Raw genomic sequence first — 23,918 nt, 5'->3', positions numbered from 1 at the left:
CCACTCCCTTCCTGCTCCTTATGCGATGCCGGCGCGCTCGAAGTGCTTCTTGAAGACCGCGCGCCCCAGGAAGGCGCCGATGAGCGCCCCGACGATGGTGACGGCGGCGATGGCGGCGAACGTCTGGGGCGTCACGAGCGAGAGCATCGATTCCATGTAGGACGGATCGATGTTGTTCGAGCCCATGAGGGCGCGGTAGTAGTCCTGATCCGCGAACATGGGGACGAAGATGCCGGCAGCCCAGCAGGTCTCGAACAGCGCGTAGCCGACGGCGATCCCCGAAAAGCGCCTGCGGCCGACCGCCCCACGCACCAATTCGGAGACGCCGCCGCCGATCAGGAGGCCCAGGGCGACCGGCCAGCCGCTGCCGACGGCGAACACGACGATGGCGAAGACGGCGGCCATGACGAGCGACGTGCCCGCACGCGGGATGCGCACGTGCATGTAGATCCAGATGATGCCCGCGGGGATGGCCGCGATGGCGCAGCAGCCGCAGTAGGCGAAGACGCTTATCGAGGTGATGCCGACGACGAGCATGCTTACGATCATGAAGAGCAGCGAGAAGGCGCCGAGCGCGATAAGATCCCTCGAGGTGAGCTTCCTCTCTTCAACGTTTGCTTCCATGTGCGATGTCCTTTCTGCTTGCAGGTTCAGGTTTCTCTTGACGAAGCGCGTCTGCGCAGGTCATCCAAGCGTCATAATTCGATCGCATGCCTCTGAGAGCAGTTCGGGATCGTGGGTTGCCACCACGACCGCTCGGCCTTCGCCCGCCAGCTCGCGCATGGTTCGCGCAAGCCGGCGCATGTTGTCCAGGTCAAGGCCGCTTGTGGGCTCGTCGAACAGCAGCGCGCGGGCGCCCGAGAGCGCAGCCAAGGCGCATGCGACGCGCTGCTTCTGACCGCCCGAAAGCGAGGCGGGATGGCGATCCGCAACCGAAGCCAGCCCGAATCGCTCGAGCATCGCGTCGGCGCGTGCAGGGTCGATGCCGCCCTCGACGCGGGGAAGCGTCATGAGCTCGTCGCGAACCGTCGGCCTGAACAGCTGATAGTCGGGGTCCTGCATTACCAGGAAGACATCGTCCGCGCGCTTCCTGGGAATCGTGACGGTCCCGTCGATGCGCACGTGCCCCAGCACCTCGGGGTGCACGCCGGCCAGGCATTTGAACAGCGTTGACTTGCCCGTCCCGTTCGGGGCGACGACGCCGGTGACGTGCCCGGCCTCGAAGCCCGCGGTCACGTTGCGCAGCACCTCGTCGTCGCGGTCGTACTCCGCGACGATGCCGCGCGCCTCAAGCGCCGGAAACGCCGACGTCGCACCGATGCGAAGCCGTGCGACGAGATCGGCCGTGCGCGGCGGTGCCGGCGAGCGCAGGCCCATACGGGTGCGTTCCGGGGCAGAGAGCGCTTTGAACTCGCTCGAGGTCCATGTGTGCGCGACTCGACCCTCTTCGATGAGGACGTACCTGTCGGCGGCATCTGAGAGGTAGGCCAGGCGATGCTCGGCGACAAGCACTGCGGAACTCGCGGCCTTCGCCTTGGCGATGAGTGCAGCGAGCCGATCCATACCGACGGGATCCAGGTTGCTCGACGGCTCGTCGAGCACGTAGGCCCTTGGCTCGCAGACCGAAACGCTTGCGAAGGCGATCGACTGCATCTGGCCGCCCGAGAGCTTGAAGACCGAGCGATCGAGCAGGTCGGTCGCGCCCAGCTCGTCTGCCACGCGTGCCACGCGCGCATGCATCTCGTCGCGCGGGACGCCCAGGTTCTCGAGGGCGAATGCGATCTCGCCTGTCGTGTCGAGGTTGAAGAACTGCGTGCGGGGGTTCTGAAACACGCTGCCTATATGCTCGGCGAGCCGCCATTCTTCGAGCTCGTCGACGTTTCGTCCTTCGACGCGCACCGCGCCTGCGCGCGTCCCTTCCCAAAAGCCGCCGGCCAGCCCGTTGGCAAGGCGGGTCAGGGTGGTCTTGCCGCAGCCCGAGCGCCCGCACAGGACCACGCATTCTCCTGCCTCGACGGTAAGCGAGACTTTCTGCACCGAGGCCTCGCCGGCGCCTGCATACGTGAACGATGCGTCCTCGAACTCGATGACCGGCGCGCTCATACGACCAGGCCGCCTTCGAAATACGTCTTGGCGGCGATGACGCCGGCGCACCAGGCGATAGTGCTCGCCATCACGGCGACGTCGGCCGCCGTGATGCGGATAGGGCTGTACGACGTGCGGAGGCCCGGCCGGTCGATACCGCGCGCCACCGCCGACGCCGCGAGCTCGTCGGCTATCTTCGCGCAGCGCAGCATGAGAGGTACCAGCAGCGATTCGAACGTGAGAACCGGGTGCGCGACGACGTTGCGCGGCGAAAGGCCCAGCCCGCGCAGATGCATCGAGGTGAGCACGGCGCCGGCCTCCTGGCCGAGCGTCGGAAAGAAACGGACGCACACCGCGAGCGGCACCACCAAAGCGCGCGGCAGGCGCAGGCTATACAGTGCCGCCGTGAGGTCTCCGATCTTGGTCGACGACACGAACGCTGCGGCGAACAGGAATACCGGCATGCACGTGCGCGCCAGCAGGACGGCCGAGCCTAGAGCGCCCGATACGCTCCGCGGCAAGAACAAGGTGGCCCAGAAGATGATCATGATGAGCGCATAGCTTGCCGCGAACGACAGCGCCATCTTCCTCCGCCCAATCGCGAAGGTCAGCATGCATGCGAAGGCGAAAACCATGCTGCCCCACGCGAAGTCTTTGACGAACGCGCCGGTGACGATGAGCGCAAGGAGCACCGCAAGCTTGGTGCGCACGTCGAGACGGCTGCATAGCCCGTTGTCGTCGGTCAAAGCCACGTGCCGTCCCTTCGCGCTCCTTGTGTCCGATCCGATGTATCCTATAGATGTTAGCTACTTCTAACTATGCGAAACGAGGATCGAAGGGAAAGGGCTCGATGCGTATGAATCGCGTCCGATCGCGAATATCCGACTCCGATGCCCCAGGCGGTTCCTGGGCCGAGTCGCTCTTCACCGCCCCTCTGGCGAATGTCGGGCTTGTCCCCTCGTGCGAGAATCCGCGAGACTGCGGCGTGTTCTTCATAGGCGACGGCGAGGTTTCAGAAGGCTGGTACCACGCGTGGTCGCTCGATCGGGACCTTGTCGTGGCAAGCTGCGACTTCAGGCTGCTCAAGCGGGTTCCGTTCGCATTCGATTTCACCAACTACTTCGCGATCCGCCATGAAACGGCGGGAATTCTCCCGCCCGCTCAGATCATGACGTTTCTGGAAACCAGGCCTCGCACCGGACGCGTCTTCATGCCGGCAGGCACGCACGTCGCCTATACCGAGATCGAGTACTATGACGGGTATTTCGAGAAAGCGTTCGGCAGCGGGTGCTCCGGGTCATTGTCCCGCCTTGCCGCATGTCTTGGTGCGATGCGCGGAAGGAGCATGTGGGATCCGCAGATCCCGCATCTGCTCGAAACGATCGGCAGCACCGAGGCGCACGGTAGGGCGGCCGAGCTGCTTTTCGCGGGCATAGCGAACGAGGTGATGGGGCGTTTGCTGATCATGGAGGAGCGTTTTTCCGAGGCGGTCGACGACGGGGACCGTCAGGCGATCGTGCTCGTGGCCGATCATATCCGAGCCAACATCGATGCCCCGCTTCGTCTCGAGGAGCTCGCCGATAGGGCGCAGATGGGCGCAACCAAGTTCAAACGGCTCTTCCGGCAGACGACCGGAACCACCACCACCGAGTTCATCGCGATCGAGCGCGTCGAACAGGCGAAGCGGCTGCTCGCCTCGAGCGAGTTGAGCATCGGCCAGATTGCGCGCATGTGCGGCTTCGCGCGTGCGACGAGCTTCTCGGCGCTGTTCTCGAAACGCGTCGGAATGCCCCCTCGCACGTTCCGAAAGCTCGCGCACGTCGCGTTTTCAGACGATCCGGTCCGGACCGTCGAGCTGTGTTAGCGTGCTGAGGCAAGCCGCGTTTCATTCGAGGCATCGCCGCCGCGATCCCGCCCTGGTCTTGCCGAACCGCTTCGTGCCGTCCTCGCAGCAAGGGCGTTTCGTTCCATGATCCCGCTTCGCTTGAGCGCTCGGCGCTTTAAAAGAAAGGGGCCGTAACTTCTGTTACGGCCCCGTGCATGTACGTGGTGCGGGCGAAAGGACTTGAACCTTCATGGGGTAACCCCCACATGGACCTGAACCATGCGCGTCTGCCAATTCCGCCACGCCCGCATGCCTGAATCGATGAACGATGTAAGCAGAAGAGCATACTAACGGAACGCATCACGCCCGACAAGGGGAGATTTCGAGAAAGTGCGGAATCCTTCGCTCGTGTTCGCAGCCCTGCCGTCGCGGCACCGAGGTCCTTCGTTTTCGCGTAATCTGTTCTTCAAGGGTCGCGTTCATGTGTCGGCCCCTGTATGATTATCGAAACGCTAAAAACTACTGGAAAGGTAGGTTTATCTATGAGCAAGGCCGAGGAAACCGTTCTGTACGAACGCCAGGGCGCCTACATCCCCCGTATCGCCGCCATCCACGATCTGTGCGGATACGGGAAGTGCTCGCTCGGCGTGGCCATTCCGGTCCTGTCTGCTGCGGGCTGCGATGTCTGTCCTGTTCCAACAGGACTTTTCTCAAGCCATACCGCATTTCCGGGATGGTACATGCATGACACCACCGATATTCTGAACGACTATCTCGACGCCTGGAAGGGCATCGGCGTCGATATCGATGCCGTGTATTCCGGTTTCCTCGGATCGGCCGAGCAGGTCGATATCATCCGCGGCGTCTATGCGTCCTATCCTGGCGCCCTCAAGGTGGTCGATCCCGTCATGGCCGATCACGGCAAGGTCTATCCCACGTACACGCCCGACCTTTGCGCCGCCATGGCCGATCTGGCGTCTTACGCCGATCTTCTGACGCCGAACCTGACGGAAGCCGCCATCATCCTGGGTGAGCCGATCGGCGATACGTGGGGCGGGGAGAACATCTCCGACGACGAGGCGCATCGCATCATCGACGCGCTGCTCGCGCGCGGCGCGAAGAACGTGGTCCTGAAGGGCATCCAGCGCGGCGATGGTCTCATCAGGAATTTCGTCGCAGGGGTAGATACCGGTTTCTTCGAGGTGAAGAACGAATTCGTGCCGTATATGCTCCACGGCACGGGCGATCTGTACGCAAGCGCGCTCCTGGCCGCTATCATGGCCGGCCGCACCCTCTCGGATGCCGTCTCGTTCGCCGGGCTGCTTACGCACGATGCGATGCTCGTTTCCGCCCAGCAGCCCGACTTCCAGAACCGCGGCGTGAGCTTCGAGCCGCTTTTGGGGAAGGTCGCGTCCCTGCTGGCATAGCGCGATCGATCCTTCGGCAACGGGATGCCTGCTACGGTCTCGCGCCTTCATGCGTGCAGCCAGGAATCCGCATAGACGCTCTTGCGATGCTGCTTCGATTTCGATCGAAGCAGCATCGGTATACGCCGTCCAGGCGGTTCAAACGGTCGTTCACGCCCCCCTTCGCACCCTCGATTCTCTTCGGATGCTACACTCGATAAAGCCGTCATACGTTTATGTTATTTGATGTATTTCGGCTGTTCAGAAGTGGAATTAGTGCTTTTTCAAGAGAAAGAGGGTGTTCCATGAAAGGTTACGCGATGCTCAGGATCGGCGAATCCGGCTGGATCGAGAAGGATACGCCTAAATGCGGTCCGCTCGATGCCATTGTCAAACCCCTTGCCGTCGCCATCTGCACGTCCGATGTCCATACGCTGTGGGAAGGCGCCATCGGCGATCGCCACGACATGATCCTCGGCCACGAGGCTTCCGGCGAAGTCGTCGAGGTCGGCTCCGAAGTCAAGGATTTCAAGCCCGGCGACCGCGTCCTCATCCCCGCCATCACGCCCGACTGGAATTCCCTCGAGGCTCAGGCCGGGTATTCCATGCATTCCGGCGGCATGCTGGCCGGCTGGAAGTTCTCCAACTTCAAAGACGGCGTCTTCTCCGAGTATTTCCATGTCAACGATGCCGACGGCAACCTCGCCCTCATGCCTGAGGGCATGGACCCCGCGGATGCCTGCATCCTTTCCGACATGGTTCCGACCGGCTTCCATGCCGTCGAGCTCGCCGACGTGCAGTTCGGCGACACCGTCCTCGTGGTCGGCATCGGCCCTGTCGGCCTTATGGCCGTCGCCGGCGCGGCTCTGCGCGGCGCGTCCCGCATCATCGCCGTAGGCACCCGCCCCGTCTGCGTCGAGGCTGCCAAGGGCTACGGCGCAACCGATTTCATCTCGTACAAGAACGGCCCCATCGACGAACAGGTGATGGAGCTCACCGGCGGCAAGGGCGTCGATCGCGTCTGCATCGCCGGCGGTACCGTTGCGACCTTCGAACCCGCCGTCAAGGCCCTCAAGGCCGGCGGCAAGATCGGCAACGTCAACTATCTTGGTTCCGGCGACTACATCAACATCCCGCGTGTCGAATGGGGCGTCGGCATGGGTCACAAGGATATCCGCGGCGGCCTCATGCCTGGCGGCCGTCTGCGCATGGAGAAGCTTGCGAGCCTCGTCTCTTCCGGTCGACTCGACCTGCATCCCGAAGTCACGCATCTGTTCCACGGCTGGGATCACATTGAGGAGGCGCTCTTCCTCATGAAGGACAAGCCCGCCGACCTCATCAAGCCGGTCGTCGTGATCGACTAGCGCCATCCGTCCATCAAGGGGCCATCGTCTGCAGCGGTGGCCCCTTCGGCATGCCGTCGGCACATCAAAGGGGGTCGTATCGTGAAGGTTCTTGTCGTCTCAGGATTTCTCGGCGCAGGGAAGACGACCTTTATCCAAGAGCTCGTGCGGCGCACGGGCAAGGACGTCGTCATCTACGAGAACGAATACGGCGAGGCCGATGTCGATGCCCGGCGTCTGCGCGCGGATTCCGATCTCAAGGTCTGGGAATCGGTAGAGAACTGCATCTGCTGTTCAGGCAAGCAGGACTTCGCCACATCGGTCCTCACGATCTCCAACACGCTCGATCCCGAATATCTCATCGTGGAACCCACGGGCGTGGCGAGGCTCGGCCGCGTGATGGACAACCTCGCGCAGGTGTCGTGGGTGCGCATCGAACTTCTGGCGCCCGTCGCCGTCGTGGATGCCGGCGCGTGGGAAGCCCAGCGCAGAAACGCTCCCGAGGTCTTCGACGACCAGGTGGAAAACGCCGCATCCATCGTCGTGTCCAAGCTCGGCGCCCTCGGTGCCGAGCAGGCTGTCGAACAGTTGGCGGCAAAGCTCAATCCCAAGGCGGAGCTTGTGATGGGCGCGTGGTCCGACCTGCCGGACGAATGGTGGTCATCTCTTCTGGAGCGACGCGTGGACGGTTCGTTCGACGGGGCCGCAGATGCCGAAGGGGGCTTCGAGCCGGACGAGCTGGAAACCATGATGCTCGATTATGCCGCCCTGCCGACGCCGAGCCATCTTCTGTGGCTTCTGGATGCCATGTCGGCGGGCGTGTTCGGACGCCTCGACCGCGCCAAAGGGGCGCTGCCTTGCGGCAATCAGTGGATTCGCTTCGATCTGGTGGAGCGTACGTGGGCGGTGACGGGGGCAGACGAGATAGAGGAGGATCGCTGCATCTTCATCGGTCACGACCTGTATCGCAACGGCCTGCGCGAGGCATTCGTCCCTGCGCTTCGGCGCGATGATACCGAAGCCCGTCACGGGCATCGGCACGGCCGCAACTGCGAGCATCACGCATATGAGCAGGGGGAGCACGAACAACGCACCTAGGGTTCCAGCTTGGCGCCATGTTGCAGACGATGCGTCGTGCGCCAGGCGTCCATGCGAGCGGAACGGTGCATACGCCTTATCGACGGCGCGTGCGTCGGATTTCGGGATGCCGTTTTCGGCCTACTTGCCCTCTTCCTCATCATCGTCGTCGAAGAAGCTCCAGTCGTCCTCTTCGTCCGCGGGTCCGCGATCGACGAACGTGCGGCGCGTGTTCCACTCCATGATGACGGCGACGATGATGCTGAGCACGAGCGCGCTCGCCACGAGCACGCCGATGCCTGCGTACGATTCGAACAAAAAGCTGTAGATGGCCTGAAGGTCCATGGAAGATCGCGTCTCTTTCCTGTCGCGCCCGCGCTCGGGGCGCCCGGTCCGCCGGATTCGGGAACGTGCGTTCGAAATACCCGTGCATTGTAGTAAACCCCTTTGCGGGCACGCAAGAAGCGCATCGAAAAACCGCCCGTCGCCTCTTCGTCGGAGGATCGCGGCCTTGCATGGGTGCGCTTCGGCAGCGCGGGCGGCACCCGTTCCGCGCCGTATGCATTTCGGCTTGCAAATAGGGTGTGACGCCCGATGCCCTTGGCGGCCGCGCGGAAGCGTGGGGTATACTAGGGCACCATCTTCGGAGGCGACGTGAGGAGCAAGCATGCTTGATATCAAGTTCGTGCGCGAACACCAAGATGTCGTGGCGCAGGCCATGAAGAACCGCAACGGTTCCTGGGATTCCGATGCGTTCAACGAGCTGGATGAATCGCGTCGCTCCTTCATCTCCGAGGAAGAAGGCCTTCAGGCCCGGCGCAATGCCGCGTCCAAGGAAATCGCGCGGCTGATGCGCGAGGGAAAGAACGAAGAGGCGGAAACGGCCAAGGAATCCGTCCGCGTCATCAACGAGAAGATCGCCGAGGCGTCCGCGAAGCGCGATGAAGCCGAACGCGCTCTGACCGAGCTTCTGAGCCACGTGCCCAACCTGCCTTCCGACACCACGCCGGTCGGCAAGGATGAAACGGAGAATCCCGAGATCCGCCGCTGGGGTACGCCGACCGAATTCGATTTCGAATGCAAGGCCCATTGGGATCTCGGTCCCGAGCTCGGCATCCTCGACTTCGAACGCGGCGTGAAGCTCGCCGGCACCCGGTTCGTGCTGCTCGGCGGCCTCGGCGCCCGTCTCGAACGCGCCCTCATCAACTTCATGATCGACACCCACATCTCGCGCGGCTACAAGGAATGGTGGCCGCCGGTCATGGCGAACGCCGCGACGCTGTTCGGCACCGGCCAGCTGCCTAAATTCGAAGACGACCTGTTCAAGACGCGTGAAGGCATGTATCTCATTCCGACCGCCGAGGTGCAGCTCACCAACATCCATGCGCAGGAAGTGCTCGACGCCTCCGATCTGCCCCTGAAATACTGCGCGTTCACGCCCTGCTTCCGCGAGGAAGCGGGCAGCGCGGGTCGCGACACGCGCGGCCTTATCCGCGTGCATCAATTCGACAAAGTCGAAATGGTGAAGTTCGCGACGCCCGAAGACGGCTTCAACCAGCTCGAACTCATGACGGCCGATGCCGAGAACATCCTGAAGCTGCTCGGCCTGCCGCATCGCGTCATCAGCCTGTGCACGGGCGATCTGGGATTCTCCGCGGCCAAGACATACGACTTGGAGGTCTGGCTGCCGAGCTACGACGGCTACAAGGAAATCAGCTCGTGCTCGTGTTGCACCGACTTCCAGGCGCGTCGCGCCGATATCAAGTATCGCGACGCCGCCTCGTTCAAGGGCACGCGCTACGCATACACGCTGAACGGTTCCGGCCTTGCGGTGGGGCGCACGATGGCCGCCGTCATCGAGAACTACCAGCAGCCCGACGGTTCCGTCAAAGTGCCCGACGTCCTCGTTCCCTACATGGGCGGCGTCGAGTGCATCAAGCCTGAATAGAAGCAGAGGGCATGAGCGAATCGCCAAGGCGTCCTTCGGTCAAGGGGAAGAGGCGGGCTTCCGCGCGTCGCACGGAGAAAAGCCCCGCCTCTTCTGCTGTGTCCGATTCCACGACGCGGATCGATCCTAAAAACGACGCACCTCGCGGGACGCGCGCTCCTGAGCGCGACGCTAAAGCTGCGGCTGCGGCATCGACGTCCGGCAAAACCGCCGCGCAGCCCGAGGCTCCTGCCGCGCATGCGCCGGCCGATACGCCGGACGCGAGCGTCGGAAAGGGAAATCCCGCTGGAGCGCGTCCGCCCGTGCAGAACCGTCGGAGCATCTCCAAAACGGGCGGGCTGGACGCGTCGTTCCTCGAATCCGACGAGGCGTTCTTCTCTCGCGCGCTTCCGACCGACCAGGCATCTGCCGCCGAATCGAAGGCCGCTGCCGCGAAGGAGGAAGGCGCGAAGCCCTCCGCTTCGTCGCTCGTACGCGAGACGAATTGGAAGAAGGTGACGCTCATCACGCTTGCCGTCCTGGCTTTCGTCGTGATCATCGCGGGCGCAGGCTTCGTATGGCAGACGTTCTTCCGCTATGACGATACCGCCGACATCCAGGGGGAATGGATCACCGACGACGGGTCCATGACCGTGGTCATCGACGATGGCTCGATCAATATGCCGAACAACCTGCCGTATGCCTACACGCTCGATACCTGGAACAAGACGATCTCGTTCGATTTCCAGGGGCTTTCGGGCTCGGGCACGTATACGTTCTCCGCCGATCGCCAGCACCTCGTCATCACCGAGCAGGACGGGGAGACCTCGGTCGCCACCAAGCTCTCGCGCCTGTCCGACGATTCGTCCGCGAAGGCGAAGATCGTGAACGGAGCGGCCACGCTTCCAAGCCCCCCTGAGGCCGAAGGGGAGGATTCGGGCGATGCCGCATCCTCGTCGGACGAGGGCGAAGGCGCAGGCTCGGAAGGCGCCGATTCCTCGCTCGATTCCATTGATTCGTCTGCGACGGTCACGTTGGCCGGGGGCGTGCGCAGCGCGTCGAACGGCGCGATGCTTCCGCCTTCGGGGGCGGGCGCGGAGGAGCATGAATAGCGCCGTTTCGCGTCCTCCGGTTTCGGTCGATCGCATCTCCATCGGAAGCGACCGCATCGTCGCGACCTTGAGCGTCGCGCACGCGCGGTTCGGGCTCACGTCGCCGCGTGTCATGGCGCGGGTTCTCGAGCGCCATCCGAATCTTCTTCACCACACATGCATCAACGACGAGGGCGATATGTTCGGAGCCGTCGCCGACCATACGTCCATTCCGCACCTCATCGAACATCTTGCAATAGATTCCCAGGTCAATAACGGATTGCACGAGAGGCGGGAATCGCCCGCGACCTTCGTCGGATCGTCCCGTTGGGGCGGCGTCAATCCGGACGGATCTCGAAACGCCCAGGTGGAGATTTCGTTTTCCGACGATCGTATTGCGATTCGCGCCCTGAACGAGGCGGTCGCCCTGGTCAATGGGATTCTCGCGAAGGATTCCGCTTCGTAGCCATTCGTGCATCGTTATGCGCACAATAAGGGCAGGCAGCAACCAAACGGCAACGTCGGGCGATACGAATCCCGCTACCGCGGCGGCACGCTCGTATAATGCTGCACATGCGTACAGACGCGCTTCGGCGCGACGTCCAAGGAGGAAGCCATGGGAACGTTCAAAACGCTGGTCGTTGGAAGCCTGGCAGGCGTAAGCGCCGTCGCCGCCTATAAGTACATGAACGATCCTGAGTTCCGTCAGACCGTCGTCGACACGCTGAACAAGGCGGCGGACGATTTGAACGCCAAGGCCGAGGAAATCCGCCGGAAGGGCGAAGGCTACGTCGCTGCCGCCGGTTTCGCGCCTGCGCCTGCCGCGGCCGGAGCTGCGGACGGCGATGGGGCCGCGCAGGCTCAGCGTACCTACGTGACCGTCGACAACGCGCGCAGGATCATCACGGACACCGCCGCGAAGGTCGCCGCCAAGGCTGAAGAAGTCGCAGGCAACGCCAAGGAAGCCATCGCAGGCGGCGCCGAGGCCTTCGGTTCCGACGACGAGCTGCGCGACAAGATCAACGAGGCGCGCGAGCGCATCGCCGCCCAGGTCGCCGCGAACGTCGCCGCATCCCAGGAAGAGGCCGCATCTTCGGATTCCGCCGGCATCGCGGACGAAGCGGCTCCGGCAAAGGCCGCCGACGAAGGGGCCGATCAGGCCTAGCGCAGAGTCGGGGCGACCGGATGGCATATGACCGCGAAGGCCGGTTTTCCGGCCTTCGTCTATATCGGAAGGCAAGGGCATGGCAAAGAAGGGGCTCATCACGACGTCCGATCTCGAGCGGATGCGCGTGCGGGGCGGCAAGAGCGGCCGCAAGAACATCGGCCGCGTGAATACGTGCGTCTTCCATCCCAAGGAAAAGCGCTGCATCGGCTTCATCGTGAAGCGCCCCGACCTGCTCTGGATGTTCCATCGCAAAGACGTCTTCGTCGCGCTCGATGAATTCGAGCTCGTCGACGGCCGCATCGTCGTCGCACCCGAATCCAAGATGTCGGGTCCTGCCGCCTGCAAGCGTATGTGCTTGAACTGGGATTCCTGCATCCTTTGGTCGGGGCTTCCGCTCATGGTGGACGAAGAGACGGCCATCGGCACCGTGGGAACGGTGACGTTTTCGCGCATCACGGGAGACATCGAGTCGGTCGTCGCGTCGAATGGCGTGACGTCGCGGTACCTGCTGGGCACGCTCGAGGTTCCGGCCGATTGCATTCTCGGGTTCCGCCGCGGCATGGGGGTCGATCTCTCTGCGGGCGACGCCGCCGCCGGATCCGAATCCGAGCAGACGTTCAAGGGCGCCATCCTCGTGTCCGACGATGTGTGGGAGCTTCAACCCGAAGGCGGCTGGGCGGAAGCCGCTGGGGAATTCACTGCGAAGGCCCAGGCCAAGATTCAGGAAGCCACCGATGCGGTGAAGCCGAAAGCCCAAGCCGCCGCTGCGGCGGCGGGCGACGCCATCAACAAGGGCGCATATGCCACCGGCAAGCAGATCGCTGCGAGCAAGGGCATGTTCTCGAGCTTCAAAGAGGAATATCGCCGCGCCCGCACGGGCGATGACGAGGCCCTTGCGGTTCCATCCGACGACGATGCGGACGGCGCGCTCGATGTCGACGAGTCCCGTCCGAAGACCTCCTCGAAGCCCGAGGGCGCCTCGGGATCCGGCTCGGCTCCGTCGATCGGCGGCATGTTCGCCGCATTCAAGGAAGAATACGACAAGGCATCCAAATGACGGTATCCGACACACGAAAGAAAGTCGCCGAACGCCTGGAGGCGCCTGTATCCGAAAGGCCCCGCCTTGCACGCCTGACCAAGGCCGACCTCATCAAGCTCATCGGTTTCGGCATCTTCATCGCCATCATCGTGGCGGCGACGGTCGCGCTCACGCCGCTGTTCGCCGGCATGGGAACCGAATCGGGGCGCGAGGAGCTGATCGCGAAGATCAAGGGCGCAGGTCCTCTGGGCGTGCTTATGCTTCTGGGCCTGCAGCTGCTCCAGGTCATCGTCGCCATCATTCCGGGCGAGGTCGTGCAGCTCGTCGCCGGCGCGATGTACGGCGTTGCAGGGGGCGCGGCCATCATCCTTATCGGATGCGTGATATCGAGCGCCATCCTCTTCGCGGTCGTGCATCGCCTGGGCGCGCCGTTCGTGCGCGACATGATTCCCGAGAAATGGCTGGACAAGGTCACCGATTTCGAGCAATCGGAAAAGCTCGACGTCATGGTGTTCGTGCTCTTCCTCATACCGGGCATGCCGAAAGACGTGCTCACGTATCTGGTTCCTTTGACCGACATGCCCATGCGCAAGTTCGTCATCATCTCGAACGTCGCCCGCGTACCCGGCGTGCTCATGTCCATGCTTGCGGCGGACGGCCTGCTCAACGGTGATTTCAAAGCTGTGGTCATCATCGCGGTCGCGGTCGGGGCCGTCGCGGCGGTCGGCATCATCTTCCGCGAGAAGATCATGGGCGCGTTCAAGTCCCGCAAGGCTTCCGGAAGGTCTCGGTCGGAACATGGTAAGGTCCTCGGCCGCACGTCGTCAGAGGACGGCGAGAACTTCGATAGGTAGGCGGCATAACGCCGCCGCCGGCCTTCGATCGGCGGCTGCACGATAGGCGGCCTTCGATCGGCGGCTGCACGATAGGCATACGAGAACGATAGGCAGACGATACGGAAAGGGTGCGCCGATGCGCCTCATCTCATGGAACGTGAACGGCTTGCGCGCCGTTGTGAAGAAGGGCTTCGACGAGGCGTTCGCCGCCCTCGACGCCGATGTGTTCGCCCTGCAGGAGACCAAGCTCCAGGAGGGCCAGATAGAGCTTGATCTGCCTGGATACGTGCAGAATTGGAGCTATGCCGAGAAGAAGGGCTATTCAGGCACCGCGGTCTTCTCGCGGGAAGAGCCGCTGCAGGTCGTGCATCATGTGGGCACGCCCGCCCTCGACACCGAAGGCCGCATATGCGCCTGCGAGTTCGAGAAGTTCTGGTTCGTGGACGTCTATACGCCCAATGCCCAGCCCGAGCTCGCACGCCTCGAGCATCGCATGGCCTGGGACGCCGCGTTCCGCGAATTCTGCAAGAACCTTGAGGCGGGCGTCGTGCCCGAGGGATTGGGATACGCTTCCGCCGAGCCCAAGCCCGTCATCATGTGCGGCGATTTCAACGTGGCGCACCAGGAGATCGACCTCAAGAACCCGCGTTCCAACCGGGGCAGTCCGGGCTTTTCCGACGAGGAGCGTTCGTCGTTCACGTCGCTGCTCGACGCCGGCTTCGCCGATACGTTCCGCATGCTGCACCCCGATCTCGAGGGTGCGTATTCATGGTGGAGCTACCGCTTCAATGCGCGCAAGAACAACGCGGGGTGGCGCATCGACTACTTCCTCGTGAGCGACGCGCTGCGCGGCGCCATCGAATCGGCGTCCATCTATGACGAAGTGATGGGCAGCGACCACTGCCCGGTCGGGCTCGATATCGCCCTATAGGCTATAATCGTACGATTCTGCGGCAAAAGGGAAGGCCACGGCGCAATTGTGCGAGACAGCGTGAAGACAAGGGCCCGCCTTCAGAAGGCGGTGAGAAACACGCTCCAGAGGGTGATGATCCTCGGGAGCGCGTTCTCGCTGTTCCTCCTCGGGCTCGTCGCCATCGTCGTCGTCGTCAAGGTTGTGATCGGATAGCCATGTGGCAGCGCTTCACATTCACCGATCTGCGCATCATCGCGCACTATCTGGGCGCTCTGACCATGTTCTTGGCCGTGGCCCTGTGCGTGCCGCTTGCCACTTCCGTTGTGATGCAGGAATGGAACGCGACCGAGCGGTATCTGTTCGGCATAGGCATCGCGCTGTTCATCGGGTCGGCCCTGCGCCTTGCCTACCTCGAGCCGCGCGCGCTCACCCAGCAGCAGGCCCTTGCCGTCACGGGGCTCGCGTGGCTTCTGCTCGCGCTGGTCGGCGCCATCCCCCTGTACATGTCGGGCCATTTCATTTCGTATCTCGACGCGTTCTTCGAGGGCATGAGCGCATGGACCACCACGGGCGCGTCCATGATCCAGGACCTCGAGCATCTGTCCGCGGCCGATAACATGTGGCGCTTCGTCATGCAGACGGTCGGGGGATTGGGCGTGGTCGTTATCGCCCTTTCGCTCGGCATCTTCGGCAGCTCGGGGGGCTCGTCGCTGTATGCGACCGAAGGCCGAAGCGAGCACGTCATTCCGAACATCATCCAGACGACGCAGTTCATCGTGCGCGTGGCCGCCGTCGCCATCCTGACGGGAACGGTCGTGCTGTTCCTGGCATGCCTGGCCATCGGCATGGAACCTTCGCGCGCCCTGCTTAACGGCCTCTGGCTTTCGACCGCCTCGTTCAATACCGGCGGCATGTCGTCGATGAGCCTGGGCATCAACTACTATCACTCTTGGGGTATCGAGATCATCGTGCTCATGCTCATGCTTTTCGGCACGGTGAACTTCACGCTGTACAACGAAATCTGGCGCGGCCGGATCGAACATTTCTTCAAAGATATCGAGGTGCGCACCTCGGCGGTCTGGCTTATCGTCGTCGTAGGCGTGGTCACGACCGCCATCTGCGTTTCCGGGCGTTTTTCCGACCTTCCGACGCTCGTTCGGCGCGGCGTCTTCACGATCGTCTCCGCGTTCACCACCGCGGGCTTCCAGCCCATCACGTCGAACCAGCTGACGACCATCGTATCGTCGGGCGCGCTCATCGTGCTCGTGTTCGTGATGATCGTCGGCGGGTCTGCCGGCAGCACTTCGGGCGGCATCAAGGTGCTGCGCGTGGGAATTCTGGGCAAGGAACTTGTCGCATACGTGAAAGACCTGCTGGCACCCGCATCCGCGCGTCAGGTGGTCACGTTCTACCATGTGGGCAAGCGTCCTCTCAGCACCGCGCTCGTCCGTGCGAACCTTGCGGTGTTCCTGCTGTTCTTGGCGGCGCTCATGCTGACCACGATCGTGACGGTCGCGTTCGGATACGAAGCGTCGCCTGCGCTCTTCGAATCGGCATCCATGGTGTCGAACATCGGCATGTCGGCCGGCATCGTGCAGCCTGGCATGCCCGACGTGCTCAAATACCTGTACATCTTCGATATGTGGGCCGGCCGTCTCGAATGGGTCACGCTTGTCGCGCTGCTCGTGTCGTTCTCGGCTTCGCTGAAGCCGAAGAAACGGGTGGGCCATGGGCGATAAATCCGTAATCACGCATCGCATCTGGGCGTTCATGGCCGCAGGGATCCTTGCGGCCTCGCTTGCGCTGCCCGCGGCCGCGTTCGCCGACGACGATGATGTGGCCTCGTCCGATTCCTCGTCCGCCCAAGACGTCTCCGCGGCGGGCGACGGCACCACGACCTCGGGCGCAGTCGTGCGCGCCGGCGGAGCCAAGTCGGGGACGAACGGCTCGCCGTCGGAGGATTCTTCGGGCGCGTCCGGCAACAGCAAGGCGGGATCGGGGGCTTCCTCGGGCATCCTCGAAGCAGCCGATACCGCAGGCAAGCCTGCCGTCGAGGCGGCCGACGAGGCTACGCCGCTCGAAGCGGAGGGGAACGTGATCGACGAGGGGCAGCTGGCCGACAACTCGTTTCTCTATGACGCGCAGATAGGCGACCTTGCATCCGCCGATTCTTATTACGATAGGCAGACGGTCCAGGTCACAGGCGAAGTCGTCGGAGATGCCGTGAATGTCGCCGGCGGAAAGCCCGGGCGCGTATGGATCGTCTTGCGCGATCCGAAGAGCGGCGCCACCGTTCCTGTCATCATTTCGAAGGAAGACGCCGAGAAGATCGACACCTTCGGGCGCTACGGCGCCGCGGGAACCACTTTGCGCATCAAGGGCACGTACTATCTGGACGATATCGAGCAGCAGGGGGAAAGCGACATCCATGCGACCAAGGTAGTGGTGGTTTCGGAAGGCGGACGGCATTCGGACCTGATCGTCGTCAGCGCGTTCAAGATGCCGCTCATCGCCATCGTGCTCGGCGCCGCGCTGACGTTCCTGCATTGGTATCTGCGCGAGAGGAACCGCTGATGCGCGGCCTGGTGGTGAAGCTCGACCGCGGATATCCTCTGGTGAAAGATGCGCAGGGGCGCGAAATCAGATGCGAGCACGCCACGACGCTGGTCAAAGGCTCCCGCGTGCGTGCGACGACCGGGGATGCGGTCGAGTTCTCCGTGCCCGAGGGGCACGATAAAGGCATCATCGATCAGGTGCTCGCGCGTCGGAACGCCTTCGTGCGCAAGGACCCGGCGGAACGTTCGCTTCCTCAGGTCCTGGCCGCCAACTTCGACAAGGTCTTCGTCGTTGAACCGCTGGTAAATCTCAATGTGCGCAGGCTTGAGCGTGAACTGGTCCTGGCGCACGAGAGCGGCGCGGACGTGCAGGTGCTGCTGACCAAGGCCGATCTTGCCGATGACGATGAGGCCCTTGAGTCCGCGAAGATGCTGGTCGAACGCGTGGCGCAGGGGACGGAGGTGCTCGTGGTGTCCGACCAGGATGCCGAGAGCGTCGAAGCCGTGCGTGCCGCCGTTCGTCCCGGCGAGGTGGCCGTGCTGCTCGGCAAGAGCGGCGTGGGGAAATCGAGTTTGGTGAATGTCCTTGTGGGCAAGGACATTCAGGCCACGGGCGCCGTGCGCGAACGCGATGGGCGCGGAAGGCATACGACGGTCTCGCGGGAGATGGTGGATATTCCCGGCGGCGGCCGCGTCATCGACATGCCGGGCGTCCGAGGCCTTGCGCTCTGGGATGCCGACGAAGGCATGGGCGCGGCGTTCGCCGATATCGAAGCGCTTGCGGAAACCTGCCGTTTCGGCGATTGCCGGCATGATGGCGAACCTGGCTGCGCGGTCGAGGCCGCCGTGGCGCGCGGGGATGTGGCTGCAGAGCGCCTGGAAAGCTATCGACGGCTCAAGGCCGAAACCGACGAGGCCAAACGCCGTCGTGAGGAATCCCGTCGCATCCGGTCGCGCAAAGGGCACCCCCGCCGCTGGCAGGGCTGAGCGCCGCTCTGGGTTTCTTCGGAGCGCTGCGCGACCGATTCGGTTTCCTTTCTATGGGATTAAACAGGTTTCATTTCTCGTCCGAGGTATTTGCCGCTGATCTCGTAATTTAACTATGGTTAAATTCGTAACGCCTACGCTTTTCCGCTGATGATTCCCCCAAAAAAGTCCTTGCAAAAGACCCCCCCCCCTTCTCCTAGCATTGGCCATATTACATAACAACTCTACAAAAGGGGCTGCGTATGGAATCGACATCAGCAGGAATTGGGAAGATGGGAAAAGGCAGGATAGCTGCGCTGGCGGTGGCGCTTTTGGCGACTCTGCTTCTCTTGGTGAGCGTGGATACGCGAAGCGCCTTTGCCCAAGAGCTCAGCTTGGATGACGTGACCATCCAGTCTTTCAAGATCATTGACACCACGCACGGCGACGCGGAGATCGAATACTCGCTGAGCTCCGAAGCCTCGCCTAAGACCGATCCAGCTGCGTTCAGCAATGCGATTTGCGAGGGCCAGAAGGTCTCGTCGCTTAAGCTCGAGGCGAAAGTTGCGTATGACGGCAGCGACGCCATCCAGGATGGGGATACGTTGACGATTCCAGCATCGGTTGGAAGAGGCCTGAATTTCGCCCCCCGTCCCTTGCTTGATGGCGACAATAATCAGTTGGGTACTTTTGAGTACACCGACGGTAAATTCGTGCTCAAGTTCAGCGGGGACTACCTCAAAAACCACAGTATAAAAAAATTCGAGATAACGCTTCAAACTGGCGGAATAACACACTATCGAGATGAACTAGGGCACACGCTGACACTGGGTGAGCGCGCTCTTTCTCAGGGAGTACTTGGTAAAGACACTCTCTATGCCGCCCATGAGAAATACTACGTTATTGCCAAAGCCGTCGGAGCGACAAATACCGCACTTTCCATTAGATCCGATCTAACCACCAATCAAAGCATGGATTGGGACATAAAGGTGTTCAATGATGCGCGTGCTATAGACGGATACCATTTCCGTATGCCCTATATGCTAGAGCACAATGGAGCCTATAGTCCTAATTCGCTTACCGGGGTCTATGTAGAGAGCACCTTCGCCGATTGCGCAGCCGAGCCGGAACTAGCCAGGAGTTGGTCTGAATTTTCAGGAATCAACGACCAAGGAGAAGTATTATCCGGTTGGTATGGGCAGTACCTTTCAGCGAACACCTTCCTCACCAAGGTTGACCAAGGGGCAAAGAGCAAGAGCGATGTCAAAGCCGCTTTGCAGAATGGCCAGTACTGCATGTATAACAACCACGACGGTAGCTATACCTTCATGCTGAAGTGGTGGGATATGAACGATCCTGCCGGACCTAAATACGACGATCTCGCTGGCGTTGCAGATGCAGGAGGCATGGGAAACCTTCTCAAGAATAACTATCCAGACATCTTCGGAAACGTTTCTTCTGCAACAATAGGAAAGATCAATCAAATATATGCGGGGAAGGCTCTGCAAAATATTTCCGTACGTGTTCGGGTCGTCCATCCGGTTGTAAACACGCCGACCGATAAGACGGGCACCGTTGAAATGACAAGCGATCAGGGTTCGAGTACGGCAACCGGTACGGCCACCCTGACCCCTTCGAGCGCCGCCATCGATGCGCCGGCAGATCCTCTGACTGTCAAGATGCTCAAGACCGACAAGGAAAGCGGTGCGGCTCTCTCCACCGGTTTCTCTTTCAAACTCCAGTCCTCGAATGATGGCGGAACGAGCTGGACAGACGTTGCAGTGGATGCTTCCATGCTCGACGTAGGCTCCCTCAACCCTGACGGCACTCTCACGCCCGATGCCAATGGCGCCATCCAAGTCAAAGGCCTCACCGGCGGCATGATGTACCGCTTCGTGGAGGTCTCGCACGCCAACGGGTATCCCGACGTGGCTGTCGACGAGGCGCATCCCAACGATGCCGATCATACGACCTCGGCAAACTCCGAGGCGGTCACGGTGACGAGCCAGGGTTCCGGGCAAGTCATCACCATGTACAACCAGAAGGCCAAGGTGGATGTCTCAGGCGTGAAGAACTGGGACGACGACAACGACCGCGACGGCGCGCGCCCTGCCTCCATTACCGTCAACTTGCTCCGGGACGGCACGCCGATCGATTCCAAGACGGTCACGCCCGATGCTTCGGGTACGTGGGCCTATAGCTTCTCGGGTCTCGCTCAGTACGATTCGGTGGACGGACACGAGTTCAGCTATCGAATCACGGAAAACGCCGTTGCCGACTATGCGACCGTGATCAATGGCTACGACATTACCAACTCTCACACGCCAGGCAAGACCTCGGTTACCGCTACCAAGGCATGGGACGACGGTGCGAATGCCGATGGAATTCGTCCGGCATCCGTCCAACTGCAGCTCTATGCCAACGGGGTTGCCTTGGGAGCGCCGGTTGCCGTGGACGCGGCGAGCGGTTGGACTCATACCTGGACGAATCTCAATGAAAAAGAGGCAGGTACGAACATCTCCTATACGGTAGAGGAAACGGATGTTCCTGCCGGATACACCTCGGCCACCGCAGGGGATGCCACGAACGGCTTCACCATCACCAACACGCATGTTCCCGAGACAATGGATATCTCAGGTACCAAGACGTGGGACGATGCCGACAATCAGGACGGCATGCGTCCGCAAAGCATCACCGTGAACCTTCTTGCCGATGGACAGAAGGTCGCCGAGAAGCAGGTGACGGAAGCCGACGGATGGGCCTACAGCTTCACCGGCATGACCAAGAACAAGGCCGGTCAGGCCATTGATTACACGGTCACCGAAGATGCGGTTGAGGGATATACGGCCACCGTCGCCGGCTTCGATATCACCAACACGCACGTACCGGGCACGGTCGATGTCACCGTCTCCAAGATCTGGAACGACGGCAATGACAAGGACGGAATCCGTCCGGCAAGCGTTATGGCGCAGCTCTATGCTGACGGCGTGGCGCAGGGAGGCGCGGTCGAGCTCTCCTCCGCCAACGGTTGGACGTCGACTTGGACGGGGCTTGCCGAGTACCAAGGAAGGCACAAGGTCTCCTACACGGTGGAAGAGGCCTCGGTACCCGACGGCTATACCTCTTCGGTCAAAGAGCAGGCTTCGGGCAATTTCGTCATCACCAACGCCCACACACCCAAGGTGAACCCCACGCCCGAACCGGGGCCTGCTCCTGATCCTTCCTCTCCGGGTTCCAAGCCTCCTGCCTCGGGACACCAGGGAAAGACGATGCCTGCGACCGGTGAAGGACCGGTGCTCCCCGGCATCCTGACGCTTGCGGCCGCGTCGCTCGTCGGCCTTGCATGGGCCGCAAAGAAGCGTATGCGCAACGAGGGCGGCATGCAATCGTAGAGCATCCAGCCGCATACCTGCGCAAGGATCGCTTTTCACGTGGGCTGAACCTCTAGCATCGGACCCGGGATGAACGTTCATCCCGGGTCTTGTTGCGTCAAGAGCCGATGAAGCGCAGGGGAGGGATCACGAGCGCTCTATTCGTGCTGCCGCCTGCTGGGAAAACATCTGCCGATGCCGCACGCTCCTTGCCGTTGCGGCAGTCGGGCGTATACTCGGGAAAACACCTGCGACGAAGGGGGTCGTCATGGCTAAGCTTTCTGCCGGCATTTCGCGCGAGGACGCATGTAACCTGCTTAAGGCTCACAACAAGGATGAATTCCATATCGAGCACGGCGAAACGGTCGAGAACACGATGCGCTACTTCGCACGTGAATTCGACCCCGAGAACGAGGAATTCTGGGGCATCGTCGGCTTGCTGCACGATCTGGACTGGGAAGAACACGACGACGATCCGGTGAACCATACGGTCTACGCCGCCGAAATCCTGCGCCCCTTGGGCGTATCCGACGAGCTCATCCATGCCATCCAGTCGCACAACCACGACTACAATCCCGCTCTGCCGAAGCCCGAGCTCTACATGGAGAAGATCCTGTTCGCCTCCGAGGAGCTGACCGGCCTCATCGGCGCGGCTATCGTTATGCGTCCCTCGAAGAGCGTCATGGATTTCGAGGTCAAGTCGCTCAAGAAGAAGTTCAAGGACAAGCGTTTCGCCGCGGGCGTGAGCCGCGACGTCATCCGCAGCGGCGCCGAGATGGTCGGTTGGGAGCTTGACGAGCTTTTCGAGCGCACCATCATGGCCATGCGCTCCTTCGCCCCTGATCGCGACACCTTCGTTTCGCCCGAATCGTAGGGCTCCGCATCGGAGGCACCGCGTTTCTCGTGCGGCGATGAACAGGAAGGCGCCGTCAGGCTGCGACCCGACGGCGCCTTCCTTGAATGCTGCCCGCCTATGTGCGATGCGCTTGCTTCTTTCTATTCGACGGGTTCGCCGCTGAAGTCCAGCCCGTGCGTGATCTTGCGGGCGCTCTCCAGGTCGAAGAATGAGTCGAATTCGGGGCTCTGGAACAGCTCGATGCTGGTTTGCGCCTTCCTCTGGGCTTCGGCATAGATGTCCCAGAAACCGACGGTGCTGACCTCGCCGGTGAAAGGATTGGCCCAGGATGCGTGCTCGTGGTTGTCGAACGCGCACAGAGACGATTCGTTGACGCGGTGCGCCATGGCGGCGTAGAAGGAGTGTCCGCGGCCTAGGATGCCGCGTTCGATGGCGTTGAACGTCTTGTGCCCGGTCTGTTCGGGCGAATACATCAGCCGCTGCACCAGGCGGAACCCATGCACCGCGCGGCTGAAGATCACATCGGGGACCGAAAGCCGATAGGCACGCAGGCAGACGAAGACGTACATCTTCCCGATGATGCGCAGCACATCCTCGGACGCATTGAGCACCTCTTTATAGGGCCGGTATTCGCGAATCGTGAGATTCATCTTATTGACCAGCACGACCTCGTCGATCGTGCGTTCGATTTCCGCGTGCACGTCGTTGCCGTCGGCGCGGGTGATGCCGTCGAGCCCGGCGTCGCAGATGGCGAACTGCTGCGCGTATATGAACGGATGCGCGCTGCTGTCGAGCGTGTAATGGCACAGAAAGCCTGCCGCATACGCTTCTCCGATCAGGCGCTCGCTATCCGTGAGGGCTTCGAGGCTTTCACGGATGGCGGCGATGAGCGCGGTGGGGCGGTCATGGTGCATGTTCGACCCGAGTGACGTGAATGCTTTCATGTCGGGTGCTGCAACCAGGTAGAACAGCGGATCGGGGCCTTGGTTGCCCAGCAGGAACGCATCGCGGGCATCGGGGCTTTCGCCTATGAGCGCATTGTTCGCGGCATAGAAATCCCTGCCGAAGAAATCATGGGTCAGGATAGCGGGCATGACCTATCTCCTGTCTGTTGCGGGTGCGCGGTCGTCGGCGGGCATCGCTCCGCATGCAGGAGGCGGCCGTCGAATCAGGCCGCACGATGGAGCCTGAGCGCGTTGCATTCCCATCCTACCATCGTGCCGCCGCGAAGGAGCAGCACAGGCTTCGCGGGGAGGCTTGCAGCGAGGCCTGGTCGCATTTTGTGGCGAAAAACCATCGAATCGGCCAAGAATTCCATTGATACATGCCGTTGATTAGGTGAAAATGACTTCCGTATATTGGAATGCCGCCCTGGGACAAGCTCGGCGGGCATTCCGCATGTGCAGGATTTTGCAGGGAGGAACACAATGCATCAGAACCGTACGACGGGCGGGGCCTCC

21 protein-coding genes and 1 tRNA gene are annotated in these 23,918 nt (G+C 62.0%); 16 read left to right on the top strand and 6 right to left on the bottom strand.

What is annotated here, in order from left to right:
- Nucleotides 1–18: 18 nt before the first annotated feature.
- From HMPREF1155_RS01750 to HMPREF1155_RS01740, 3 genes are read right to left on the bottom strand one after another with little or no spacing between them, the layout of a single operon-like run.
- A complete protein-coding gene (locus HMPREF1155_RS01750) occupies nucleotides 19–624 on the bottom strand; it encodes an MptD family putative ECF transporter S component (protein ID WP_006362626.1) in 606 nt (201 codons plus the stop codon).
- A 60-nt stretch (nucleotides 625–684) separates the two neighbouring features.
- Complete coding sequence (locus HMPREF1155_RS01745) at nucleotides 685–2,103, bottom strand: ABC transporter ATP-binding protein (protein ID WP_009076680.1); 1,419 nt, start codon at nucleotides 2,101–2,103, stop codon at nucleotides 685–687.
- Entirely contained in the window at nucleotides 2,100–2,837 is a 738-nt protein-coding gene (locus HMPREF1155_RS01740) for an energy-coupling factor transporter transmembrane protein EcfT (protein ID WP_009076759.1), read from the bottom strand. The genes HMPREF1155_RS01745 and HMPREF1155_RS01740 overlap by 4 nt, the downstream gene beginning before the upstream one ends.
- Before the next feature lie 104 nt (nucleotides 2,838–2,941).
- Here HMPREF1155_RS01740 and HMPREF1155_RS01735 point away from each other — a divergent pair, with 104 nt between their 5' ends.
- Nucleotides 2,942–3,949 carry a helix-turn-helix domain-containing protein gene (locus tag HMPREF1155_RS01735; protein WP_039993175.1) on the top strand — a complete coding sequence of 336 codons (1,008 nt, stop codon included), beginning with the start codon at nucleotides 2,942–2,944 and terminating at the stop codon, nucleotides 3,947–3,949.
- A 183-nt stretch (nucleotides 3,950–4,132) separates the two neighbouring features.
- Here HMPREF1155_RS01735 and HMPREF1155_RS01730 read toward each other — a convergent pair.
- Nucleotides 4,133–4,219 (bottom strand) — tRNA-Leu (locus HMPREF1155_RS01730).
- A gap of 233 nt (nucleotides 4,220–4,452) precedes the next feature.
- Between HMPREF1155_RS01730 and HMPREF1155_RS01725 the strand changes: the two genes are divergently transcribed.
- The 3 genes from HMPREF1155_RS01725 (at nucleotide 4,453) to HMPREF1155_RS01715 (ending at nucleotide 7,757) form a co-directional block, all read left to right on the top strand.
- Nucleotides 4,453–5,337, top strand: a complete 885-nt coding sequence (locus HMPREF1155_RS01725; RefSeq protein WP_009076725.1) for a PfkB family carbohydrate kinase — start codon at nucleotides 4,453–4,455, stop codon at nucleotides 5,335–5,337.
- A 284-nt stretch (nucleotides 5,338–5,621) separates the two neighbouring features.
- A complete protein-coding gene (locus HMPREF1155_RS01720) occupies nucleotides 5,622–6,680 on the top strand; it encodes an NAD(P)-dependent alcohol dehydrogenase (protein WP_006362631.1) in 1,059 nt (352 codons plus the stop codon).
- Between the two features lie 81 nt (nucleotides 6,681–6,761).
- Nucleotides 6,762–7,757 carry a GTP-binding protein gene (locus tag HMPREF1155_RS01715; protein ID WP_009076735.1) on the top strand — a complete coding sequence of 332 codons (996 nt, stop codon included), beginning with the start codon at nucleotides 6,762–6,764 and terminating at the stop codon, nucleotides 7,755–7,757.
- 120 nt (nucleotides 7,758–7,877) lie between these two features.
- Here HMPREF1155_RS01715 and HMPREF1155_RS01710 read toward each other — a convergent pair whose 3' ends face one another.
- Entirely contained in the window at nucleotides 7,878–8,081 is a 204-nt protein-coding gene (locus HMPREF1155_RS01710; RefSeq protein ID WP_009076724.1) for a DUF6724 family protein, read from the bottom strand.
- A gap of 322 nt (nucleotides 8,082–8,403) precedes the next feature.
- Here HMPREF1155_RS01710 and serS point away from each other — a divergent pair, with 322 nt between their 5' ends.
- From serS to HMPREF1155_RS01650, 12 genes are all read left to right on the top strand, one after another.
- Nucleotides 8,404–9,684, top strand: coding sequence for a serine--tRNA ligase (serS, locus tag HMPREF1155_RS01705; protein WP_009076693.1), 1,281 nt, complete (start codon nucleotides 8,404–8,406; stop codon nucleotides 9,682–9,684).
- 11 nt (nucleotides 9,685–9,695) lie between these two features.
- The gene (locus HMPREF1155_RS01700) at nucleotides 9,696–10,775 is read left to right on the top strand and encodes a hypothetical protein (RefSeq protein ID WP_238319049.1); all 1,080 of its coding nucleotides are present in this window, start codon (nucleotides 9,696–9,698) and stop codon (nucleotides 10,773–10,775) included.
- A complete protein-coding gene (locus HMPREF1155_RS01695) occupies nucleotides 10,768–11,220 on the top strand; it encodes a hypothetical protein (RefSeq protein WP_009076730.1) in 453 nt (150 codons plus the stop codon). Before HMPREF1155_RS01700 ends, HMPREF1155_RS01695 begins: the two co-directional genes overlap by 8 nt.
- Nucleotides 11,221–11,370: 150 nt before the next feature.
- A complete protein-coding gene (locus HMPREF1155_RS01690) occupies nucleotides 11,371–11,919 on the top strand; it encodes a hypothetical protein (RefSeq protein ID WP_009076683.1) in 549 nt (182 codons plus the stop codon).
- A 79-nt stretch (nucleotides 11,920–11,998) separates the two neighbouring features.
- Nucleotides 11,999–12,979 carry a hypothetical protein gene (locus HMPREF1155_RS01685; protein WP_009076674.1) on the top strand — a complete coding sequence of 327 codons (981 nt, stop codon included), beginning with the start codon at nucleotides 11,999–12,001 and terminating at the stop codon, nucleotides 12,977–12,979.
- On the top strand, nucleotides 12,976–13,815 hold the full coding sequence (locus HMPREF1155_RS01680) for a TVP38/TMEM64 family protein (RefSeq protein WP_009076670.1): 840 nt from the start codon (nucleotides 12,976–12,978) through the stop codon (nucleotides 13,813–13,815). The genes HMPREF1155_RS01685 and HMPREF1155_RS01680 overlap by 4 nt, the downstream gene beginning before the upstream one ends.
- A gap of 118 nt (nucleotides 13,816–13,933) precedes the next feature.
- Entirely contained in the window at nucleotides 13,934–14,728 is a 795-nt protein-coding gene (locus tag HMPREF1155_RS01675; RefSeq protein ID WP_009076719.1) for an exodeoxyribonuclease III, read from the top strand.
- 197 nt (nucleotides 14,729–14,925) lie between these two features.
- Nucleotides 14,926–16,449 (top strand): TrkH family potassium uptake protein, encoded by a 1,524-nt coding sequence (locus HMPREF1155_RS01670; RefSeq protein WP_006362645.1) that lies wholly within the window; start codon nucleotides 14,926–14,928, stop codon nucleotides 16,447–16,449.
- Nucleotides 16,439–17,284 (top strand): hypothetical protein, encoded by an 846-nt coding sequence (locus tag HMPREF1155_RS01665; protein WP_009076691.1) that lies wholly within the window; start codon nucleotides 16,439–16,441, stop codon nucleotides 17,282–17,284. The genes HMPREF1155_RS01670 and HMPREF1155_RS01665 overlap by 11 nt, the downstream gene beginning before the upstream one ends.
- Entirely contained in the window at nucleotides 17,284–18,252 is a 969-nt protein-coding gene (gene rsgA, locus HMPREF1155_RS01660; protein WP_009076690.1) for a ribosome small subunit-dependent GTPase A, read from the top strand. The genes HMPREF1155_RS01665 and rsgA overlap by 1 nt, the downstream gene beginning before the upstream one ends.
- Nucleotides 18,253–18,494: 242 nt before the next feature.
- Nucleotides 18,495–21,623: a Cna B-type domain-containing protein gene (locus HMPREF1155_RS01655; protein ID WP_009076676.1), complete on the top strand. Its 3,129-nt coding sequence runs from the start codon at nucleotides 18,495–18,497 to the stop codon at nucleotides 21,621–21,623.
- Nucleotides 21,624–21,870: 247 nt separating this feature from the next.
- Nucleotides 21,871–22,476: an HDIG domain-containing metalloprotein gene (locus tag HMPREF1155_RS01650; RefSeq protein WP_006362653.1), complete on the top strand. Its 606-nt coding sequence runs from the start codon at nucleotides 21,871–21,873 to the stop codon at nucleotides 22,474–22,476.
- Between the two features lie 122 nt (nucleotides 22,477–22,598).
- On the opposite strand, the gene HMPREF1155_RS01645 is transcribed toward HMPREF1155_RS01650, so the two are convergent.
- Nucleotides 22,599–23,552 carry a peptidase gene (locus HMPREF1155_RS01645; RefSeq protein WP_009076688.1) on the bottom strand — a complete coding sequence of 318 codons (954 nt, stop codon included), beginning with the start codon at nucleotides 23,550–23,552 and terminating at the stop codon, nucleotides 22,599–22,601.
- Between the last annotated feature and the right edge of the window lie 366 nt (nucleotides 23,553–23,918).

It is taken from the genome of Slackia sp. CM382 (assembly GCF_000293015.1).
Lineage (GTDB): Bacteria > Actinomycetota > Coriobacteriia > Coriobacteriales > Eggerthellaceae > Slackia > Slackia exigua.
Note: the sequence above shows the minus strand (reverse complement) of the source record. Positions and strands in the feature narration are given on the sequence as shown.

Coding starts and splice junctions, on each gene's coding strand:
- HMPREF1155_RS01750 (WP_006362626.1), bottom strand. CDS start 624: ATGGAAGCAAACGTTGAAGAGAGGAAGCTCACCTCGAGGGATCTTATC.
- HMPREF1155_RS01745 (WP_009076680.1), bottom strand. CDS start 2,103: ATGAGCGCGCCGGTCATCGAGTTCGAGGACGCATCGTTCACGTATGCA.
- HMPREF1155_RS01735 (WP_039993175.1), top strand. CDS start 2,942: ATGAATCGCGTCCGATCGCGAATATCCGACTCCGATGCCCCAGGCGGT.
- HMPREF1155_RS01725 (WP_009076725.1), top strand. CDS start 4,453: ATGAGCAAGGCCGAGGAAACCGTTCTGTACGAACGCCAGGGCGCCTAC.
- HMPREF1155_RS01720 (WP_006362631.1), top strand. CDS start 5,622: ATGAAAGGTTACGCGATGCTCAGGATCGGCGAATCCGGCTGGATCGAG.
- HMPREF1155_RS01710 (WP_009076724.1), bottom strand. CDS start 8,081: ATGGACCTTCAGGCCATCTACAGCTTTTTGTTCGAATCGTACGCAGGC.
- serS (WP_009076693.1), top strand. CDS start 8,404: ATGCTTGATATCAAGTTCGTGCGCGAACACCAAGATGTCGTGGCGCAG.
- HMPREF1155_RS01700 (WP_238319049.1), top strand. CDS start 9,696: ATGAGCGAATCGCCAAGGCGTCCTTCGGTCAAGGGGAAGAGGCGGGCT.
- HMPREF1155_RS01695 (WP_009076730.1), top strand. CDS start 10,768: ATGAATAGCGCCGTTTCGCGTCCTCCGGTTTCGGTCGATCGCATCTCC.
- HMPREF1155_RS01690 (WP_009076683.1), top strand. CDS start 11,371: ATGGGAACGTTCAAAACGCTGGTCGTTGGAAGCCTGGCAGGCGTAAGC.
- HMPREF1155_RS01685 (WP_009076674.1), top strand. CDS start 11,999: ATGGCAAAGAAGGGGCTCATCACGACGTCCGATCTCGAGCGGATGCGC.
- HMPREF1155_RS01680 (WP_009076670.1), top strand. CDS start 12,976: ATGACGGTATCCGACACACGAAAGAAAGTCGCCGAACGCCTGGAGGCG.
- HMPREF1155_RS01675 (WP_009076719.1), top strand. CDS start 13,934: ATGCGCCTCATCTCATGGAACGTGAACGGCTTGCGCGCCGTTGTGAAG.
- HMPREF1155_RS01670 (WP_006362645.1), top strand. CDS start 14,926: ATGTGGCAGCGCTTCACATTCACCGATCTGCGCATCATCGCGCACTAT.
- HMPREF1155_RS01665 (WP_009076691.1), top strand. CDS start 16,439: ATGGGCGATAAATCCGTAATCACGCATCGCATCTGGGCGTTCATGGCC.
- rsgA (WP_009076690.1), top strand. CDS start 17,284: ATGCGCGGCCTGGTGGTGAAGCTCGACCGCGGATATCCTCTGGTGAAA.
- HMPREF1155_RS01655 (WP_009076676.1), top strand. CDS start 18,495: ATGGAATCGACATCAGCAGGAATTGGGAAGATGGGAAAAGGCAGGATA.
- HMPREF1155_RS01650 (WP_006362653.1), top strand. CDS start 21,871: ATGGCTAAGCTTTCTGCCGGCATTTCGCGCGAGGACGCATGTAACCTG.
- HMPREF1155_RS01645 (WP_009076688.1), bottom strand. CDS start 23,552: ATGCCCGCTATCCTGACCCATGATTTCTTCGGCAGGGATTTCTATGCC.